This is a genomic window from Rathayibacter sp. PhB179 (genome assembly GCF_004345345.1).
Taxonomy (GTDB): domain Bacteria; phylum Actinomycetota; class Actinomycetes; order Actinomycetales; family Microbacteriaceae; genus Rathayibacter; species Rathayibacter festucae.
This window is the reverse complement of record NZ_SLVD01000007.1, coordinates 181667-198742: the sequence shown is the minus strand read 5'-3', so window position 1 is coordinate 198742 and position 17076 is coordinate 181667. Positions and strand designations below refer to the sequence as shown.

The following is a 17076-nucleotide window of genomic DNA, read 5'->3' as shown; positions in this document are numbered from 1 at the left end:
CGATTCCCGCGAGCCGGAGCCGATTCCGCGAGCCGGAGGTGCTCCGGAGTCGCGGTCAGCCCGCGGCAGCAGCGAGCGGCGGCGCGACCAGGATCTCGTCCCACTCCCCCTCGGGCCGCTCCCAGCGGAAGCCGTGCCGCTCGTAGAGCCGGCGCGCGGCGCTCCCCCGCAGCACGTCGAGGCGGAAGGGCCGGTCGGCGCGCCCGTCCTCGAGCATCACCCGCCGGAGGACCGCCCCGCCGATCCCGCGCCCCTGCGCGGCGGTCGCGAGGTAGAAGTGCTCGATCCAGACCGCGTCGTCCTCGAGTCGCGCCGCGATGCAGCCGACGACCTGGCCGTCCGCCTCGATCACGCGGGTGTGCTCGGGCCGGTAGCCGTCCAGGAAGCGGTGCCGCACCCGGTGCTCGTCGTAGCGGTCGAGCCGCTCGAGGTCGGGCCGCATCACGACGGCGCGCAGCTCGGCGATCACCGGGGCGTCGTCGAGCCGCCCCGCCCGGAGGCTCCAGCGCGGAACCCCGTCGAGCTCAGCGCCCACGGGGCTTCCGGGTCCGCCGCACCGCCGGCCGCGCGGTACCGCCGGGGCGGGCGGGCTTCTTCTTCCCGCCGCCGGCCTTCTCCAGCTTCTCCCGCGCCTCGCGGGCCTTCGCCTTCGCCGCCTTCGCCCGCGACTCGACCTTCGGCGTCGCCGCTGTGCCGCGCGTCGTGTTCGCGCTGCGGCCGCGGACCACGCCGATGAAGTCCTCGACGTCGTCGGTCTTGTCCTCGGTCGCCCAGGCGAGGCGGATGCTGGTGGGCGCGACGCCGGTGACGGGGACGACCCGCACGTCCTTCCGGCTGTGCACGCGGGCGACCGACTGCGGCACGATCAGCACGCCGACTCCCGCGGCGACCTGCTCGACGGCGTCGTCGAGGCCGGCCATCCGCGGCAGCGCCCGGCGGGTCCCGTCCGCGATCTCCGCGGCGAGCGCCGCCCACTCCGGCACCGTCTCCGGCTCCTGCAGCAGGTGCTCGTCGGCGAGGTCGGCGACGTCCATCTCCTCGGCGTCCGCGAACGGGTGGTCCCGGGCCAGGATCGCGACGGGCTGCTCCTCGTAGAGCAGGATCGAGCTGACGGAGTCGCTGCGCAGGTCCCCGCGCACGAAGACGATCTGCGCGCGGCCGTCGCGCAGCACCTCCTCCTGCTCGCTCTCCGCGATCGGGAGCACGCGGAGCCGCAGGTCGGGGCGGCGCTCGGACCAGACCCGGGTCCACTTGGTCGGCGTGACGCCGGGCACCAGCGCGATCAGGAGCGCGGGGCCCTCGGGCTCGGCCTCGTCCGGCTCGGCGTCAACGGGCTCGGTGGCGTCGGGCTCGACGTCGTCCGGCTCGGCGCCCTCCGGGTCCGCGTCGTCCGTCTCCGGCGTCTCCAGGTCCGCCTCAGCGGCATCGGCCCCGTCGTCCAGGCCGACCGCGTCCTCGCGGGGTGCCGGCTGCTCGCGGGGGACCGGCTCGTCGCTCATCCGTCCAGGGTAGGTCCTGCGCGCCCACCGGTAGGGTTGCCGCATGGCCAAGGCGACACAGACGATGAAGGCTGCGACCGCGGCGAAGAAGCTCCAGATCTTCCTCCCCGCGACTCCGGAGGAGTTCCAGGAGTCGGCGGTCACGCGCGAGCAGTACGACGACCTCGTCGCGAACCCGCCCGAGTGGCTGACGAAGCTCCGCGAGACCGGCCCGCACCCGCGCCCGGTCATCGCCTCGCGCCTGAACGTCTCGATCTCGGGCCTCGCCCGCGGCGGCATCGACGAGGCGCTGACCACCGAGCAGATCCAGGCCCTCCTCGACGAGGTCCCCGAGTGGCTCCGCGTCGAGCAGAACTCCTACGCCGAGGTCCGCCGCGAGCAGGCCCGCCTGAAGTCCGAGCGAGCCGCCAAGGACGCCGAGTCCGCGTAAGCCGGACTCCCGCGAGATGCCACTTGTGCACGCGACACGCCGTGAAAGGCGTGCACAAGTGGCATCTCGCGGAGGCGGCTAGGCCGGCACGTCCACCCAGGCGCCGGCCGCCGACGCGTCGAGCACGGCGTCCGTGATGCGCGCGGCCCGCAGGCCGTCGGCGAAGGTCGGCAGACCCTCGACGTCCGCGCCGGCGACGGCGGCGTAGGTGTCCCGGGCGAACGCGGTGAACGCGTCCTGGTAGCCCATCGGGTGCCCGCTCGGCACGATCGAGAGCCGCGCCGCATCAGGGCGGAGGATCGACCCGTCGCGCGGAACGAGCGTCGCGCTGTCGCGCCGCCCGACCCACAGCGTCTCGGGCAGCTCCTGCTCGAACCGCAGCGACTCCTCGAGCCCCGACACCTCGAGCACCAGCTCGTTGCGGTGCCCGGCGGTCACCTGGGAGACGAGCAGCGTGCCGACGGCGCCGCCCTCGAGGCGGACGATCACCCCGGCGGCGTCCTCCGTCTCGACCCGACGCCCGCCGCGCTCCGCGTGCACCGTGCTCGTGAGCGACGCGAGCGCCGCGATCCGCTCGCCGGTCACGAACTCGAGCAGGTCGACCAGGTGCGAGCCGATGTCGGCGAAGGCGCGGGAGCGCCCGCCCGCCGCCGGGTCGACGCGCCAGTTGTCGTCGGACGCGCCGAGCAGCCAGTCCTGCAGATAGCTCCCGCGCACCGTCACGAGCCGCCCGGTCTCACCGGCCGCGACGCGGGCCCGCGCCTCGCGCACCATCGGGTGGAACCGGTAGGCGAACGGCACGGTGGCGACCACCCCGGCGGCCGACGCGGCGTCGACGAGCGCGGTCGCCTCCGCCGTCGTCGCCGCGAGCGGCTTCTCGCAGACCACGTGCTTGCCCGCCGCGATCGCCGCGAGGGCGAGCTCGGCGTGCGTCCCGTTCGGCGTGCAGACGTGCACCACGTCGATCGAGTCGTCCTCGATCAGCGCGCGCGCATCGTCGTAGGCGACCTCGAAGCCGAGCTCGCCGGCCGCCCGCTCGCCCTTCGCCGGGCTGGAGGAGGCGATGCCCGCGAGCACCGCGCCCGCACTGCGGGCCGCCCGGCTGTGCACGGCGGCCATGAAGCCGCCGCCGAGCACGCCGACCCGCAGGGGTCCGCCCATCAGACGAGCGTCGCTTCGCTCGGGTCCCAGTCCTCGGGCAGAGCGGGGCGCGGCGCGACGGTGCTCTCGACGAGCACCTTCTCGCCGGTCTCGGCGGCCTCGAGCAGCGACAGCATCACGTCGGTCACGTGGTAGGCCAGATCGCCCGAGGCCGCCTCGGGACGGTCGGCGCGGATCGCGCGCGCGAGCTCGAGCACGCCGGTGCCGCGCGAGGCGGTCGAGCCGGTCGCCTGCACGACCTCCGGCTCGGACTCGCCGCGCCGGTACAGCGTCAGCTCGCCGTCGTGCATGTTCGGGTCGGGGAGCACGAGGGTGCCCTCCGAGCCGTTGATCTCGACGAAGCCCATCCGCGGCAGGCTCGACTCGAAGCTCCAGACGCCCTGCGCCGAGGCGCCGGACTCGAAGCGCAGGAGCCCGCCGATGTGCGTGGGGATCGTCACGGGGAACTCGGTGCCCTCGCGCGGGCCGGAGCCGACCGTGCGGGTCGCCCGGGCCTGCGAGGAGACCGCGGTGACGCTCTCGACCGGGCCGAGGTTCTGCACCAGGGTCGTGATGTAGTACGGCCCCATGTCCAGCAGCGGTCCGCCGCCGGTGGTGAAGAAGAACTCGGGGTTCGGGTGCCAGCCCTCGGGGCCGGGGCCCTGGAAGAGCGTGATCGCCGAGAGCGGTGTGCCGATGGCTCCGCCCTCGATGAGGCGCTGCGCGGTCTGCAGGCCGGCACCGAGGAAGGTGTCGGGCGCTGTGGCGACGCGCAGCCCCTTCTCCTTCGCGAGCGCGAGCAGCTCGACGCCGCTGTCGCGGTCGAGCGAGAACGGCTTCTCGGTCCAGACGTGCTTGCCCGCCTCGACGGCCTTGCGCGCGACCTCGACGTGCGCGGCCGGGATCGTGAGGTTCACCACGATCTCGATGCCGGGGTGCGCGAGCAGCTCGTCCACCGTGCCCGAGGCCGGCACGCCGAACGCCTCGGCCTGCGCCTTCGCGCGCTCGAGGTCGATGTCGGCGACGAAGAGGACCTCGAGGTCGGGGAAGACGGTGAGGTTGGTCAGGTACTGCGTGCTGATGTTGCCGGCGCCGATGACGCCGACGCCGACGCGCCCCGCGCCGCTCATGCGCTGAGCTCCGAGACGTAGCGGAGGCCGGAGGCGAGGCCCTCGAAGACGTCGCCCGCGTAGGCGTCGAACTCGAGGACGGCCAGGGCCTGCGGGGCTGCAGCGAGGATCGCCGGGACGTCCATCGCCCCCTCGCCCGCGGGCAGTTGCTCGGACGTCTCCTTCGAGATCGGCCCGTCCTTCACGTGCAGGAACTGCACGCGATCACCGAGGCGGCCGAGCACCTCGACCGGGTCGTCACCGCCGACCGCGGCCCAGTAGGTGTCCAGCTCGAGGACGATGCGCGGGTCGAGCAGGCCCGCGAGGTGCTCGAAGGCGCTGCGGCCGTCGACGCGGTTCTCGAACTCGAAGGCGTGGTTGTGGTAGCCCAGCACCAGCCCGCGCGAGGCGGCGGAGTCGACGAACCCGTTGAGCTCGTCGGCGATCGCCTTCACGCCGTCGGCGCTGGTCCAGCGCTCCGGGTCGACCATCGGGTCGATCACGGTCTGCACCCCGAGCGAGGCGGCGATGTCGAGGATCTCCTCGACCGGCGCCCCGGTCTCGAGCAGCCGGGCGTGCGCGCTCGGCGCGGTGAGGCGGGCGGCCGGGAGGGCGGAGCGGTAGGCGTCGGCGCGGTTCACCAGGTCGAACAGCTCGACCTTCGCGAAGCCGAGTCCGGCGAGCCGGTCCAGCGCGGCCGGCAGGTCCTCCGCGAGCGCGTCGCGGACCGAGTAGAGCTGGACGGAGAGGTCTGAGGGTGTGGCCACCGGGGGGTGCTCCTGATCGACGTCGAACATTGGTCCCCCGACCCTACGCGGACTTTTGCTTCCCGCCAAGCAAAACCCTGGGCCGCGGCGCGGGAAAGCGTGCTCCCGACGCGCAGAAGCCGACCCCCCTGTGGTTGACTCCAGCCATGTCCCCGCGCCGCCGCCCCTCGATCAGCGCGGTGGGCGAGCTGCTACTCCTGCTCGCCGACGGGGCGCCGCGCACCCGGGCCGACGTCGTCGGCGAGACCGGCCTGCCCCGCGCCGCCGTGTCCGCGCAGCTCGACGCGCTGATCGCGACGGGCCTCGTCGCCCGCCGCGACGACGCCCCCTCCTCCGGCGGGCGCCCGGCCGGCCGCGTCGCCTTCGACGCCCGCGCGCGCAGCCTCCTCGTCATCGACTTCGGTGCCGCGCACGCCACCGTCGCCCTGACGGACCTCGACGGCCGCGTCCTGGCCGAGCGGCGCGAGGCGATCGCGATCGCCGACGGCCCGCAGGTCGTCCTCGGCCACGCCCTCGACGTCGCCGACGCGCTGCTCGCGCAGACCCCCGGCGCCGGTCCGCTCGCGGGCGTCGGCGTCGGCGTCCCCGGCCCGGTCGAGCACGCGACCGGCCGCCCGGTGAAGCCGCCGATCATGCCCGGCTGGGACCGCTTCGACATCCCCGCCGCGGTCGGCCGCCGCCTCGCCGTCCCCGTCCTCGTCGACAACGACGTGAACCTGCTCGCGCTCGGCGAGCACGCCGCGCACTACGCCGACGTCGACGACCTCCTCTACGTGAAGGTCTCCACCGGCATCGGCGCCGGCATCGTCAGCGGCGGCGCCCTCCAGCGCGGCGCCCTCGGCGCGGCGGGCGATCTCGGCCACGTGCAGGTGCCCGGCGACCGCGGCGAGGCCGACCTCGAGGCGATCGCGAGCGGCTCGGCCATCGCCCGCCGCCTCACCGCCGCAGGCCTGCACACCGCCGCAGGCCTCCCGGTCGCCCGGACCTCAGACGTCGTCGCCCTGCTCACCGCCGGCGAGCCGACCACCGTCGAGCTGACCCGCGCCGCCGGCCGCGACCTCGGCGAGGTGCTCGCGACCTGCGTCAACCTGCTCAACCCCTCCGTCATCGTCATCGGCGGCAGCATCGCGGAGGCGAGCCACGAGGTCCTCGCCGGCGTCCGCGAGGTGGTCTACCGCCGCTCCCTCCCCCTGGCGACCCGCGCCCTCGACATCGTGCAGGCCTCCGGCGACACCGGCGGCGGCGTCCGCGGCGCTGCCCTGATGGTCCGCCGCCACCTGCTCTCCCCCGCCGAGGTCGACGCCTTCCTCAGCGCCTGACCCGGCCTCGACCCACGCCGACCTCCCCCCGCCGACGGCGTGCCGGTTGGGCAGGACGGCCCGGGAGGCAGAGAATGAATCGGTGCCCGATCTGCAGCTCTCGTTCCCCTGGGAGACGCAACCCGTCTTCGTGGACGCGAAGCCGCCGCACCTCCGCCGGGTCGTGGCCGACTCCTCCGACCGCGTCGCCTGGCTGCGCGCCCGCTCGCGGGGCATCACCGCGACCGACGTCGCGCGACTGTCCTCCCCCGCGGCCATCGACCGCGCCGCGCTCGACAAGCTCTACGGGTCGAGCTTCAGCGGCAACGCCTTCACCGACCACGGCCGCGCCCGCGAGCCGGAGATCGCCGCCTGGGTGCTCCGCGAGCACGCGATCGAGCCGAGCAGCACCCTCTTCCACGCGAGTCAGGAGCGCCGCCACCTGGCCACTCCCGACGGCATCGGCCTCCGCGAGGACGGCCGCCTCGAGCTCTGCGAGATCAAGACGACCTCGAAGCAGTGGCGCAGCATCCCGCGCCACTACCTGCGCCAGGTCTTCTGGCAGCAGTACGTCCTCGGCGCCGAGCGCACCCTCGTCGTCTGGGAGCAGCACCGCGACTTCGTGCCGATCGACGCCGTCCCCGAGTTCCGCTGGGTCGACCGCGACGAAGACGAGATCCACGTGCTGGTCCGCCTCGCCGGCATGCTGATGGCCGAGCTGCACGAGAGAACGCGCGCGGGCCGGCGATGACCGCCCTGCTCCTGCACGGCCTGGGCGGCGACCGCTCCCAGCCGCTCGGCCTCCTGCGCGCGGCCCTGCCGGCCGGCACCGAGGTCATCGCGCCGGACGTCCGGGCGCACGGCGCCTCCGAGCTGATCGGCGGCGCGGCCGACTTCTCGCTCGACGCCCTGGCCGACGAGGTCACCGAGCACGTGATCCGGGCCGGAGCCGCGCACAAGCCGCTCACCGTCCTCGGCATCTCGATGGGCGCCGCGATCGCGCTGCGCCTCGCCAGCCGCAAGGTGCTGCCGATCGATCGCGCCGTGTTCGTCCGCCCCGCCTTCACCGCGGAGCCGCTGCCGGACAACCTCACGGTCTTCCCCGTCATCGCGCAGCTGCTGCACGACCACGGCGCCAAGCGCGGCGAGCGGCTCTTCCGCGCCTCCGGCCTCTTCGAGCGCGCGGCCCAGGTGTCGCCCGCGTCGGCGGAGGCGCTCTGCCTGCAGTTCCGGTCGCCGCAGGCGCAGGAGCGGGCCGTCCGCCTGGCCGAGATCCCACGGAACGCCGCCTACCGCGACTCCGGCGAGCTCGGCGAGGTCATCGCGCGCACGCTCGTGATCGCGGCCGACCGCGACCCGGTGCACCCGGTGGCGGTCGCCGAGCAGTGGGCTAGGGCTCTTCCGGACGCAGACCTCGAGCAGGTCCCGTCGCGGGACGCCGGTCTGTCGCAGCAGCAGGAGCGGATCCGCGGTCACGTCCGGGAGTGGCTCGGCCGCTGAGCTCCTCGTCCGCGCGGCGCCGCTCGCTCGCACGCGCACCCGTGAACTCCTCGCTCGCCAGCCCACCCTTGAACTCCTCGCCAGCGAGGACGAGCCCGACGACGGCCAGCCAGAGCACGGCGATCGCCGTCGCGACGAACTCGAGGGTGCCGCCGACTCCCAGCCACAGCCGCAGCAGCGAGAAGATCGCGCCGGTCCCGGCGACCAGGGCCACCGCGACTCCCGCGACCAGCGACAGCCGGGCGACCCCCGGCCGCTCCCGCGCGGTCGCGAGCTGCAGCATCGCCAGGCAGGCCGCGGAGAAGCCGAGGACCGCGGCGGAGGTGTGGATCAGGTCCTGCCAGCTGAACCGCGGTCCGACCGGGAGCGGGCAGCCCGCCGTGCAGGTCACCTGCGAGGCGAGCGCGAAGCAGAGGGCCGCGAGGAGGATCGCCAGTGCGGGCCGGAAGCCGGGCAGCAGCCGCGTCCGCACCGCTCGCGCCCCGATCGCGATCGCGACGCCGCCCGCCGCGACCAGCAGCAGGGCGATGCGGAACGTCCCGGCGGTCGGCAGGTCCGGCGCGCCCATCTCGCTGACGTAGACCCAGCGGCTCGTGCCGATGCTGAACCGCGCGGCCACCAGCAGAGCAAGCCCCGCGAGGACCAGGAGCGCCCCGACCACGAGAAGGGGGCCGTTCGCTCGTCGTCGCACCCCCTCATCGTGCCAGACCGCACCTGGAGCGCCACTCAGGAGACGACCGGGCGCCCACCCCTCCCGTACGGGGGACATGAGGGCTTTCTTCTCCGAGGGGTGACACCGCCGAAACAGCCCGGACTCATTACCGGGCTTGACTGAACGCGGCGCGCGGAAGCGGGGTCGGTCGGGGCGGACAGCCGCCTCCCGCCTGCTCGAAGGACCACCGGCGCCGGATCAGGAAAGGGCGATGATGCACAACAGCGCGCTCGGCCACGGCCTCGCGATCGGCGACATCCCGGAGGAGGTGGTGCTCCCCGAGACGATGACGGCGGCGGTCATCGACGCCCCGGGCGACTGCTCGGTCCTCCACCTGGCGACGGTGCCCACGCCGACCGCGATCAACGCCGAGTTCGCCGTCAAGGTGATCGCGGCGGGAGTGAACCCGCTCGACGTGAAGACGCGAGCGGGCAAGGGAGTCGCCGCGCAGATCCCCTCCTACCCGGCGGTGCTCGGCCACGACTTCTCCGGCATCGTCGTCTCGAGCCCCTACCCGGCGCACCCGCTGCGCCCCGGTGACGAGGTCTACGGCTTCGTGATGGTGCCGCGCTACTCCGGCTCCTACGCCGAGTACGTCAGCGTCCCGAGCGTCTCCCTGGCCCGCAAGCCGTCGACGCTCTCGCACGTCGAGGCGGCGGGGGTGCCGCTCGCCGCGCTGACCGCCTGGGGCATGGTCGTCGAGCTGGCGAAGGCGCACGAGGGCCAGCGGATCCTGATCCACGCCGGGTCGGGCGGCGTCGGGCACTTCGCCGTGCAGTTCGCCGCCTACTTCGGCGCCTCGGTGATCGCGACCGGCTCGACCCGCAACCTGCAGTGGCTGCGTGAGCTCGGCGCCGACCAGGTCATCGACCACACCACCGAGCGCTTCGACGAGCTGCTGTCCGGCGTCGACGTGGTGATCGACCTCGTCGGCAACGTGCACGACAGCACGGGCTCCCGCTCACTGTCGGTGCTGCGCCCCGGTGGGCTGATCGTCAACGCTCCGACCGGCAGCTGGCCGGAGTTCTTCGAGGAGGCGGCGGCCGCAGGAGTCCGCGCCTCCACCTTCCGCGTCGCCCCCGACGGCGCCACGCTCGGCGTCGTCTCCCGTCTGCTCGAGTCCGGCGACGTCCGCGTCTTCATCGACGGCGTCTACCCGCTCTCCGCCGCCGGCGCCGCGCACGCGCAGCTCGAGACCGGCCACACCCGCGGCAAGCTCGTCCTCACCGTCGCCGAGGGCTGACCCCCCTCCCCTCCCGCGAGATGCCACTTGTGCACGCGACACGCCGTGTCGGGCGTGCACAAGTGGCATCTCGCGAAGGGGAGCACGGCGTCAGGGCAGGGGGCGCTCGAGGACGAAGTCCTCCTCGAGGCGGCCGCCGACGAGGAAGTGCCGGACGCCGACGGGCGCGAAGCCGTGCTTCGCGTAGAAGCGGCGTGCGCGCTCGTTCTCCTGGTTCACGCCGAGCCAGACGCTGAGGGCGCCGATCGCGCGCGCCTCGTCGAGGGACGCGGCCATCAGCCGCGCCGCGATCCCCGAGCCGTGCCGGTCGGGCAGCGCGTAGCACTTGCTCAGCTCGATCGTCGGCCGGACCGTGACCGCGACCGCCGCCTCGGGGTCGTACGGCTCGCCCCGCACGAGCATCGTGTAGCCCAGCGCGCCGGAGTCGTCCTCCGCCAGGAACAGCACGCGCCCCGAGTCGGCGAGGTATCCGCGGAAGCGCTCGACCGACAGCACGGTCCGGATGAAGTCCGCCTTCGCCTCCTCGGTGACGTGCGGCGGGCAGGCGAGCGGGAAGGTCGCAGCGGCGACGGCGGCGAGCTCCTCGGCGTCAGCGGCAGAGGCGCGGCGGACGGTCACGGGGTCGATGCTCGGGGGGAGGGAGTCGGACACGCCGTTCAGTATGCCCGGCGCACGCGGCGCCGCTGGAACGACGAAGGAGGGGACCCGCCGAAGCGGATCCCCTCCCGTCACTGCTTGCGCAGCTCAGTGCTGTGCCGAGGCTCAGGCCAGGACGTTGACGTCCAGCGGGATGCCGGGGCCGAAGGTCGTCGAGACGGCGGCCTTCTGGATGTAGCGGCCCTTCGAGGAGGACGGCTTCAGGCGGACGATCTCGTCGAGAGCCGTCTTGAAGTTCTCCTGGAGCTGCTCCTCCGTGAAAGCGGCCTTGCCGACGACGAGGTGCACGTTGGCGTGCTTGTCGACGCGGAACTCGATCTTTCCGCCCTTGATCTCGGTCACGGCGCGAGCCACGTCCGGGGTCACGGTGCCGGTCTTCGGGTTGGGCATGAGGCCGCGGGGGCCGAGCACCTTTCCGAGACGGCCGACCTGGCCCATGAGCTCCGGGGTCGAGACCGCGGAGTCGAACGAGGTGTAGCCGCCGGCGACCTTCTCGATGAGCTCGGCGCCGCCGACCTCGTCGGCGCCCGCGGCGATCGCGGCCTCAGCGGCCGGACCGGTCGCGAACACGATGACGCGGGCGGTCTTGCCCGTGCCGTGCGGCAGGATGACCGTGCCGCGGACCATCTGGTCGGCCTTGCGCGGGTCGACCCCGAGCTTGAGCGCGACCTCGACGGTGCTGTTGAACTTCGCGGAGCCGGTCTCGCGCGCGAGCGCGACGGCCTCGTCGGCGGTGTAGAACTTGCCCTCTTCGAGCTTGGCGGCGGCGGCCCGGTAGGCCTTCGACTTCTGTGCCATGTTGTTTCTCCTTGAAACGAGAATGTGGTTCTAGAGCCTGGCGGGCTCTCCCACGGTGTGAGTTCTGGAAAGGCGGAGGGACTAGCCCTCGACCGTGATGCCCATCGACCGAGCGGTGCCCGCGATGATCTTCGAGGCGGCCTCGATGTCGTTCGCATTCAGGTCGGCCTGCTTGGCCTCGGCGATCTCGCGGACCTGCGCCATGGTGAGCTTCGCGACCTTCACGGTGTGCGGGGTCGACGAGCCCTTGGCGACGCCGGCGGCCTTCTTGATGAGCTCCGCCGCGGGCGGGGTCTTCAGGATGAAGGTGAACGAGCGGTCCTCGTAGACGGTGATCTCGACGGGGATGACGTTGCCGCGCTGCGACTCGGTCTGCGCGTTGTACGCCTTGCAGAACTCCATGATGTTGACGCCGTGCTGACCGAGCGCCGGACCGATCGGGGGGGCCGGGTTCGCGGCGCCCGCCTTGATCTGGAGCTTGATCAGGCCGGTGACCTTCTTCTTGGGGGCCATTCAGGATTCCTTTTCTCAGGGTTCGAGCGGTCGGGGGCTCCCGGCCGCTCTCCCGCGCATCCGACGGAGCCGGATCGCGGTGGAGGAGGGTCGGTCGGCGCGCACGCGGACGGGCGCCGACACGAAAACCCGTACGAGCTTACACGGCGGAGGCCCTCCCCGACAGTGCGGGAAGGGCCTCGGCCGGACGGGGGTCCGTCGTCAGAGCTTGGTGACCTGATCGAACGAGAGCTCGACCGGGGTCTCGCGCTCGAAGAGCGAGACGAGGACCGTGAGCTTGCCGCTCTCGGGCTTGATCTCGCTGATCGAGCCGGGAAGACCCGCGAACGAGCCCTCCTTGATCGTGATGGTCTCGCCGATCTCGAAGTCGACCTCGGCGGGCAGCACGCGCTGCGCCTGCTTCTGACCCTTGACGCCGGCCGTCTTGGACGGCGCGACCTCCTTGATCTCGACCAGGCTCTTCAGCATCGTGAAGGCCTCCTCGAAGCGCAGCGGCGTCGGGTTGTGGGCGTTGCCCACGAAGCCGGTGACGCCCGGCGTGTGGCGGACGACCGACCACGAGTCCTCGTTGAGGTCCATGCGCACCAGCACGTAGCCGGGGATGCGCACGCGGGTGACCATCTTGCGCTGGCCGTTCTTGATCTCGACCACGTCCTCCATCGGGACCTGGACCTCGAAGATGTAGTCCTCGGCCTCGAGGGAGACCTTGCGGTTCTCGATGTTCGACTTCACGCGCTTCTCGAAGCCCGCGTAGGAGTGGATGACATACCACTTGCCCATCTTGCCGCGCAGCTCGGCGCGGAACGCCTCGTACGGGTCGATGTCGGCGAGGTCCTCGCCCTCGGCCTCCGCGTCCTCCGCGGCGACCTCGGCCTCGTCCTCGACGGCCTCGAGGGCCGCTTCGGCCTCCTCGACGGTGTCGATGTGCGCGGCCTCGTCGACGGCCGAGTCGGCCTCGGGGTCGTCCACGGAGCCGATCGCGTCGAGCGCGGCCTCGAGGTCCGACGCGAGGTCGTCCTCGGACTCGTTCTCGTCGATGACGCTCAGGGCGCCCTCCTCGGCGGGCTCGACGGCGTCCTCAGCCTGGATCCGGGTGTCGCCCTCCTGAACCTCGTCGACCTCGGACGACTGCTCGGCGGCGGTGGCCCAGTCGACGTCGTCGCGGTTTCTGTCAGACACTCGTAACTCTCTCTCGATCGATCGGCCGCGTCCCGTCGGGATTCGCGTGCCGCTGCCGTCGGCGTCCCCCGCTCCTGCGGACGGGACGCTCCCGGGTCGGGTGGCGGGGGTCAGGACGCCGGTGTGCCGAACACGTAGGTCACGGCGAGCGCGAACACCCAGTCCAGCAGCGACACCAGCGCCATCATGATCACGACGAAGATCAGGACCACGACGACGTAGTTGCCGAGCTCCTTGCGCGTCGGCGTGACGACCTTCTTCAGCTCGGCGATGACCTGCCGGATGAAGAGGGCGATGCGCGCGAACGGACTGCGCCGCGCCTCGCGCTGCTGATTGGCGATCGCGACGACGTCCTCGCTCGGCTCGTCGACTGCTTTCCCGGCCACCTGCACGCACCTTTCCCGCACCGGAACCTCCGGTGTGGCCGACCGCCCGTGGGCGGTCCTGGACCGATGACCGCTGCATCGCGGGGACCGCGAGCGACGGGCATCGATGTGCAGGGCGGACAGGGCTCGAACCTGCAACCTGCGGTTTTGGAGACCGCTGCTCTACCAATTGAGCCACCGCCCTATGGATGCCGTTGCGAGCATCCGAGGAGGAGTCGAACGTCTTCGGGAGCCTCAGCAACCGCCTCGGGCGCTGTGAATCCTGGCAGCGTTCGTCTACCGCAGACGAGTGTACGTGGACCCGCTGGACGTGTCCAGCCGGGCGCGACCCGTCGCCTGGAGGCCCCCGCGCCCGCGCGATACGCTGGCCGTCGTGTCCTCCACCACGCGCATCTCCGCCCGCATCGCCGCCATCGCCGAGTCCGCGACCCTCAAGGTCGACGCGAAGGCGAAGGCCCTCCAGGCCCAGGGGCGGCCGGTGATCTCCTACGCCGCGGGCGAGCCCGACTTCACCACGCCGCAGCACATCGTCGAGGCCGCGTCGGCCGCGGTGCTCGACCCGAGGAACTACCGGTACACGCCGGCGGCCGGTCTGCCCGACCTCCGCGAGGCCATCGCCGAGAAGACCGCGCGCGACTCCGGCTGGGCCGTCGAGGCATCGCAGGTCGTCGTCACCAACGGCGGCAAGCAGGCCGTCTACCAGGCGTTCCAGACCCTGCTCGACGACGGCGACGAGGTGCTCGTGCCGACCCCCTACTGGACCACCTACCCCGAGGCGATCAAGCTGGCCGGCGGCGTCCAGGTCGACGTCTTCGCCGGCGCGGACCAGGGCTACCTCGTCACCGTCGAGCAGCTCGAGGCGGCGCGCACCGAGCGCACCAAGGTCCTCCTCTTCGTCTCCCCCTCGAACCCCACCGGCGCGGTCTACTCCGCCGAGCAGACCCGCGAGATCGGCGAGTGGGCCGAGGAGCACGGCCTCTGGGTGATCGCCGACGAGATCTACCAGAACCTGGTCTACGCGGCCGACGGCCAGGACGACGCGAGCCCGCTCACCCGCGCCACCTCGATCGTCGAGGCCGTCCCCGCCCTGCGCGACCGCACGATCCTCGTCAACGGCGTCGCCAAGACCTACGCGATGACCGGCTGGCGCGTGGGCTGGATGGTCGGCCCCGCCGACGCGATCAAGGGCGCCTCGAACCTGCAGTCCCACCTCTCGAGCAACGTCTCCAACATCTCGCAGCGCGCCGCGATCGCCGCCCTCACCGGCCCGCAGGAGCCCGCCGAGGAGATGCGCCTCGCCTTCGAGCGCCGCCGCGGCACCATCGTCGACGCGCTCAACGCGATCGACGGCGTCGACTGCCCGACGCCCGGTGGCGCGTTCTACGTGTACCCGGACGTCCGTGGACTGCTGAACCGCGAGTGGGACGGCGTCACGCCCACCACCTCGCTGGAGCTCGCCGACCTGATCCTCGAGAAGGCCGAGGTCGCCACCGTCCCCGGCGAGGCCTTCGGACCCAGCGGCTACCTCCGCCTCTCCTACGCGCTCGGCGACGACGCGCTGCTCGAAGGCGCGAAGCGCCTTCAAGCGCTGTTCGGTTCCACTAGCTGATCTCCTCCTTCGTCGTCGGTCAGCCGCGGTCGACGGTGTTGCTGAGCCGATCTCCTCCTTCGTCGTCGATCAGCCGCGGTCGGCTTCCTGAGGTGGATGCGTTTCGCAGAGCGTCTCGCGTCCGCCCACGACGATTCGCTAGCACGCGAATCGCCGGTTGCGCTCGGCACTGCTGCCGCGCCTCGCGGGACGTGTCCGTGCCAGGGGTGTGAGGTCTCGCGAGATGCCGGTTGTGGGCATGACACACCGAACGGATTGTGCGCAAGTGGCGTCTTGTGGGGGTGGATGACTGTGCTCGGGGGGTGGGACAGGGCACGCTGGGGGGATGACGCCTGACGACGCCGTTCGTGTCCGCGATCTGCGGAAGGACTATGGGGGTGCGCCCGCCCTCACCGGGGTGTCCTTCGAGATCGCGCGCGGCGAGACGTTCGCACTGCTCGGGCCCAACGGGGCCGGCAAGTCGACGACGATCGAGATCCTCGAGGGCTACCGCGACCGCTCGGGCGGCGAGGCATCGGTGCTCGGCGTCGATCCGCGGCACGGCGACCTCGCCTGGAAGTCGCGGCTCGGGATCGTGCTGCAGTCCAGCGGGGAATCGGGCAACGCCACGGTCCGCGAGCAGATCGCCCACTTCGCGAGCCTCTACCCGAGCCCGCGCGACGTCGACGAGACGATCGAGGCGGTCGGCCTCACGGCGAAGGCGCGCTCGCGGATCGGCAAGCTCTCCGGCGGGCAGCGCCGCCGCGTCGACGTGGCGCTGGGCATCGTGGGCCGTCCGGAGCTGGTGTTCCTCGACGAGCCGACGACGGGCTTCGACCCGGAGGCGCGGCACGCGTTCTGGGACCTGGTCGCGCTGCTCAAGAGCGAGGGCACGACCATCCTGCTCACCACGCACTACCTCGACGAGGCCGCGCACCTCGCCGACCGGGCGGCGGTCATCGCGGGCGGCCGCCTCCTCGCGATCGGGCGGATGGACGAGATCGGCGGCGACGAGGCCCGCGTGCCGATCGTCCAGTGGCAGGAGGACGGCGCACGGCGTCGCCTCCGCACCACGGAGCCGGCCCGCGTCGTCGCCGAGCTGAGCGCTCGCCTCGGCGAGCCGACGGCCCTCGAGGTCCTCCGGCCCAGCCTCGAGGACATCTACCTGGACCTGATCCGCGACGACCGCGCCGGAGACACCGCCCTCGATGTGATCGGAGAGCCGGCATGAGCGCCGTCGCCGCCCCCCGCCCCGCGCTGCGCACCGGTGTCGGCCGCACCCTCCGGCTCGGCGCCGCCCGCGCGCGCTACGAGGTGCGCTCGTACTTCCGCGCGCCGGACCAGGTGTTCTTCACCTTCCTCTTCCCGGTGCTGCTGCTCGCGATCTTCTCGGTCGCGTTCGGCGACGGCGCGGTGATGCAGGCGAACCCGCAGGACCCGGGCATCAGCATGGCCGAGTACTACGTGCCGGGACTCGCGGCGGCGGGCATCCTGCTCTCCGGGGTGCAGAACCTCGGCGTCGACATCGCCGTCGAGCGCGGCGACGGCACGCTCAAGCGCCTCGCCGGAGCACCGCTGCCCGTCCTGAGCTACTTCCTCGGCAAGTTCGGCCAGGTGCTCGTGACGAGCGTCGCGCAGACGGCGCTGCTGCTCGCTGTCGCCGCGACCGTCTTCTCGGTGCCGCTGCCGACCGACGGCGGTCGCTGGGCGACCTTCGCCTGGATCTATCTGGCCGGAGTGGCGACCTCGGCGATCCTGGGCATCGCGGTCTCCGCCCTCCCCCGCACCGGGAAGAGCGCGACGGCCGTCATCGTCCCGCCGCTGCTCGTGCTGCAGTTCGTCTCGGGGTCCTACCTCTCCTTCACGACCCTGCCGGACTGGCTGCAGACGATCGCGAGCGTCTTCCCGCTCAAGTGGATCGCGCAGGGCATGCGGGCGGTCTTCCTGCCGGCCGACTTCGAGCAGGCCGAGGTCAACGGCGACTGGGACCTGACCGGGGTCGCGATCGCCCTCGGCATCTGGCTGGTGCTGGGCCTGATCGCGAGCCGCCTCACCTTCCGCTGGATCCGCCGCGACGCCTGACGCACGCGTGCTGGTCGAGTAGCCCCGCAGGGGCGTATCGAGACCCACCGTTCCCAGCAGGCGGGTAGCAGGAGAGGGCCGCTCGACGAGGGCGAGCATCATGGTGGTCGAGTAGCCCCGCAGGGGCGTATCGAGACCCGCCGTTCACCGCAAGGCGGGGACGCGCGCCGCGCGG

At 72.6% G+C, this 17076-nt stretch carries 19 protein-coding genes and 1 tRNA gene; 8 read left to right on the top strand and 12 right to left on the bottom strand.

The features are described from left to right. Positions 1 to 55 precede the first annotated feature (55 nt). Together EDF43_RS15370 and EDF43_RS15365 are read right to left on the bottom strand one after the other, a co-directional pair. Entirely contained in the window at positions 56 to 535 is a 480-nt protein-coding gene (locus EDF43_RS15370; protein ID WP_243646334.1) for a GNAT family N-acetyltransferase, read from the bottom strand. Then, positions 525 to 1499 carry a LysR family substrate-binding domain-containing protein gene (locus EDF43_RS15365; RefSeq protein ID WP_165909137.1) on the bottom strand — a complete coding sequence of 325 codons (975 nt, stop codon included), beginning with the start codon at positions 1497 to 1499 and terminating at the stop codon, positions 525 to 527. Before EDF43_RS15365 ends, EDF43_RS15370 begins: the two co-directional genes overlap by 11 nt. Before the next feature lie 43 nt (positions 1500 to 1542). On the opposite strand from EDF43_RS15365, the gene EDF43_RS15360 reads away from it, so the two are divergent. Next, positions 1543 to 1929, top strand: a complete 387-nt coding sequence (locus EDF43_RS15360) for a DUF5997 family protein (RefSeq protein ID WP_132437579.1) — start codon at positions 1543 to 1545, stop codon at positions 1927 to 1929. Positions 1930 to 2007: 78 nt separating this feature from the next. Here EDF43_RS15360 and EDF43_RS15355 read toward each other — a convergent pair whose 3' ends face one another. From EDF43_RS15355 to EDF43_RS15345, 3 genes are read right to left on the bottom strand one after another with little or no spacing between them, the layout of a single operon-like run. Further along, positions 2008 to 3090, bottom strand: coding sequence for a Gfo/Idh/MocA family oxidoreductase (locus tag EDF43_RS15355; RefSeq protein ID WP_132437578.1), 1083 nt, complete (start codon positions 3088 to 3090; stop codon positions 2008 to 2010). Next, a complete protein-coding gene (locus EDF43_RS15350) occupies positions 3090 to 4199 on the bottom strand; it encodes a Gfo/Idh/MocA family oxidoreductase (RefSeq protein ID WP_123737381.1) in 1110 nt (369 codons plus the stop codon). The genes EDF43_RS15355 and EDF43_RS15350 overlap by 1 nt, the downstream gene beginning before the upstream one ends. Further along, positions 4196 to 4945 (bottom strand): sugar phosphate isomerase/epimerase, encoded by a 750-nt coding sequence (locus tag EDF43_RS15345; protein ID WP_243646333.1) that lies wholly within the window; start codon positions 4943 to 4945, stop codon positions 4196 to 4198. The genes EDF43_RS15350 and EDF43_RS15345 overlap by 4 nt, the downstream gene beginning before the upstream one ends. Positions 4946 to 5091: 146 nt before the next feature. On the opposite strand from EDF43_RS15345, the gene EDF43_RS15340 reads away from it, so the two are divergent. The 3 genes from EDF43_RS15340 to EDF43_RS15330 all read left to right on the top strand — a co-directional run bounded on the left by EDF43_RS15340 (position 5092) and on the right by EDF43_RS15330 (position 7743). Next, entirely contained in the window at positions 5092 to 6264 is a 1173-nt protein-coding gene (locus EDF43_RS15340; RefSeq protein WP_132437576.1) for an ROK family transcriptional regulator, read from the top strand. A 130-nt stretch (positions 6265 to 6394) separates the two neighbouring features. Then, on the top strand, positions 6395 to 6994 hold the full coding sequence (locus EDF43_RS15335; protein WP_243581359.1) for a YqaJ viral recombinase family protein: 600 nt from the start codon (positions 6395 to 6397) through the stop codon (positions 6992 to 6994). Then, complete coding sequence (locus tag EDF43_RS15330; RefSeq protein ID WP_123737385.1) at positions 6991 to 7743, top strand: alpha/beta fold hydrolase; 753 nt, start codon at positions 6991 to 6993, stop codon at positions 7741 to 7743. Before EDF43_RS15335 ends, EDF43_RS15330 begins: the two co-directional genes overlap by 4 nt. Here EDF43_RS15330 and EDF43_RS15325 read toward each other — a convergent pair. Then, entirely contained in the window at positions 7634 to 8434 is an 801-nt protein-coding gene (locus tag EDF43_RS15325; protein WP_243646332.1) for a DUF998 domain-containing protein, read from the bottom strand. The genes EDF43_RS15330 and EDF43_RS15325 overlap by 110 nt on opposite strands. A 307-nt stretch (positions 8435 to 8741) precedes the next feature. Here EDF43_RS15325 and EDF43_RS15320 point away from each other — a divergent pair, with 307 nt between their 5' ends. Beyond that, positions 8742 to 9698 carry an NADP-dependent oxidoreductase gene (locus EDF43_RS15320; RefSeq protein WP_123705611.1) on the top strand — a complete coding sequence of 319 codons (957 nt, stop codon included), beginning with the start codon at positions 8742 to 8744 and terminating at the stop codon, positions 9696 to 9698. 90 nt (positions 9699 to 9788) lie between these two features. Here EDF43_RS15320 and EDF43_RS15315 read toward each other — a convergent pair whose 3' ends face one another. From EDF43_RS15315 to EDF43_RS15290, 6 genes are all read right to left on the bottom strand, one after another. Next, entirely contained in the window at positions 9789 to 10349 is a 561-nt protein-coding gene (locus tag EDF43_RS15315; RefSeq protein ID WP_207901787.1) for a GNAT family N-acetyltransferase, read from the bottom strand. 111 nt (positions 10350 to 10460) lie between these two features. Next, positions 10461 to 11153, bottom strand: coding sequence for a 50S ribosomal protein L1 (gene rplA, locus EDF43_RS15310; RefSeq protein WP_123447821.1), 693 nt, complete (start codon positions 11151 to 11153; stop codon positions 10461 to 10463). A gap of 81 nt (positions 11154 to 11234) precedes the next feature. After that, positions 11235 to 11666: a 50S ribosomal protein L11 gene (rplK, locus tag EDF43_RS15305; RefSeq protein WP_123737387.1), complete on the bottom strand. Its 432-nt coding sequence runs from the start codon at positions 11664 to 11666 to the stop codon at positions 11235 to 11237. Between the two features lie 201 nt (positions 11667 to 11867). After that, positions 11868 to 12845, bottom strand: coding sequence for a transcription termination/antitermination protein NusG (nusG, locus tag EDF43_RS15300; protein ID WP_132437573.1), 978 nt, complete (start codon positions 12843 to 12845; stop codon positions 11868 to 11870). 110 nt (positions 12846 to 12955) lie between these two features. Beyond that, positions 12956 to 13231: a preprotein translocase subunit SecE gene (secE, locus tag EDF43_RS15295; protein WP_123447877.1), complete on the bottom strand. Its 276-nt coding sequence runs from the start codon at positions 13229 to 13231 to the stop codon at positions 12956 to 12958. Between the two features lie 111 nt (positions 13232 to 13342). Beyond that, positions 13343 to 13415 (bottom strand) — tRNA-Trp (locus tag EDF43_RS15290). Positions 13416 to 13604: 189 nt separating this feature from the next. Here EDF43_RS15290 and EDF43_RS15285 point away from each other — a divergent pair. The 3 genes from EDF43_RS15285 (at position 13605) to EDF43_RS15275 (ending at position 16901) form a co-directional block, all read left to right on the top strand. Then, positions 13605 to 14840, top strand: a complete 1236-nt coding sequence (locus tag EDF43_RS15285; protein ID WP_132437572.1) for a pyridoxal phosphate-dependent aminotransferase — start codon at positions 13605 to 13607, stop codon at positions 14838 to 14840. Positions 14841 to 15165: 325 nt separating this feature from the next. Further along, positions 15166 to 16050, top strand: a complete 885-nt coding sequence (locus EDF43_RS15280) for an ABC transporter ATP-binding protein (RefSeq protein ID WP_123733705.1) — start codon at positions 15166 to 15168, stop codon at positions 16048 to 16050. Continuing rightward, positions 16047 to 16901 (top strand): ABC transporter permease, encoded by an 855-nt coding sequence (locus EDF43_RS15275; protein ID WP_132437571.1) that lies wholly within the window; start codon positions 16047 to 16049, stop codon positions 16899 to 16901. The genes EDF43_RS15280 and EDF43_RS15275 overlap by 4 nt, the downstream gene beginning before the upstream one ends. The last annotated feature ends 175 nt before the right edge of the window (positions 16902 to 17076 follow it).

What these genes read in the sequence shown, in the direction of transcription:
- EDF43_RS15280 (WP_123733705.1), top strand. Translation starts at nt 15,166, where the DNA reads ATGACGCCTGACGACGCCGTTCGTGTCCGCGATCTGCGGAAGGACTAT.
- EDF43_RS15355 (WP_132437578.1), bottom strand. Translation starts at nt 3,090, where the DNA reads ATGGGCGGACCCCTGCGGGTCGGCGTGCTCGGCGGCGGCTTCATGGCC.
- EDF43_RS15350 (WP_123737381.1), bottom strand. Translation starts at nt 4,199, where the DNA reads ATGAGCGGCGCGGGGCGCGTCGGCGTCGGCGTCATCGGCGCCGGCAAC.
- rplA (WP_123447821.1), bottom strand. Translation starts at nt 11,153, where the DNA reads ATGGCACAGAAGTCGAAGGCCTACCGGGCCGCCGCCGCCAAGCTCGAA.
- EDF43_RS15360 (WP_132437579.1), top strand. Translation starts at nt 1,543, where the DNA reads ATGGCCAAGGCGACACAGACGATGAAGGCTGCGACCGCGGCGAAGAAG.
- EDF43_RS15365 (WP_165909137.1), bottom strand. Translation starts at nt 1,499, where the DNA reads ATGAGCGACGAGCCGGTCCCCCGCGAGCAGCCGGCACCCCGCGAGGAC.
- rplK (WP_123737387.1), bottom strand. Translation starts at nt 11,666, where the DNA reads ATGGCCCCCAAGAAGAAGGTCACCGGCCTGATCAAGCTCCAGATCAAG.
- EDF43_RS15340 (WP_132437576.1), top strand. Translation starts at nt 5,092, where the DNA reads ATGTCCCCGCGCCGCCGCCCCTCGATCAGCGCGGTGGGCGAGCTGCTA.
- EDF43_RS15275 (WP_132437571.1), top strand. Translation starts at nt 16,047, where the DNA reads ATGAGCGCCGTCGCCGCCCCCCGCCCCGCGCTGCGCACCGGTGTCGGC.
- EDF43_RS15330 (WP_123737385.1), top strand. Translation starts at nt 6,991, where the DNA reads ATGACCGCCCTGCTCCTGCACGGCCTGGGCGGCGACCGCTCCCAGCCG.
- EDF43_RS15320 (WP_123705611.1), top strand. Translation starts at nt 8,742, where the DNA reads ATGACGGCGGCGGTCATCGACGCCCCGGGCGACTGCTCGGTCCTCCAC.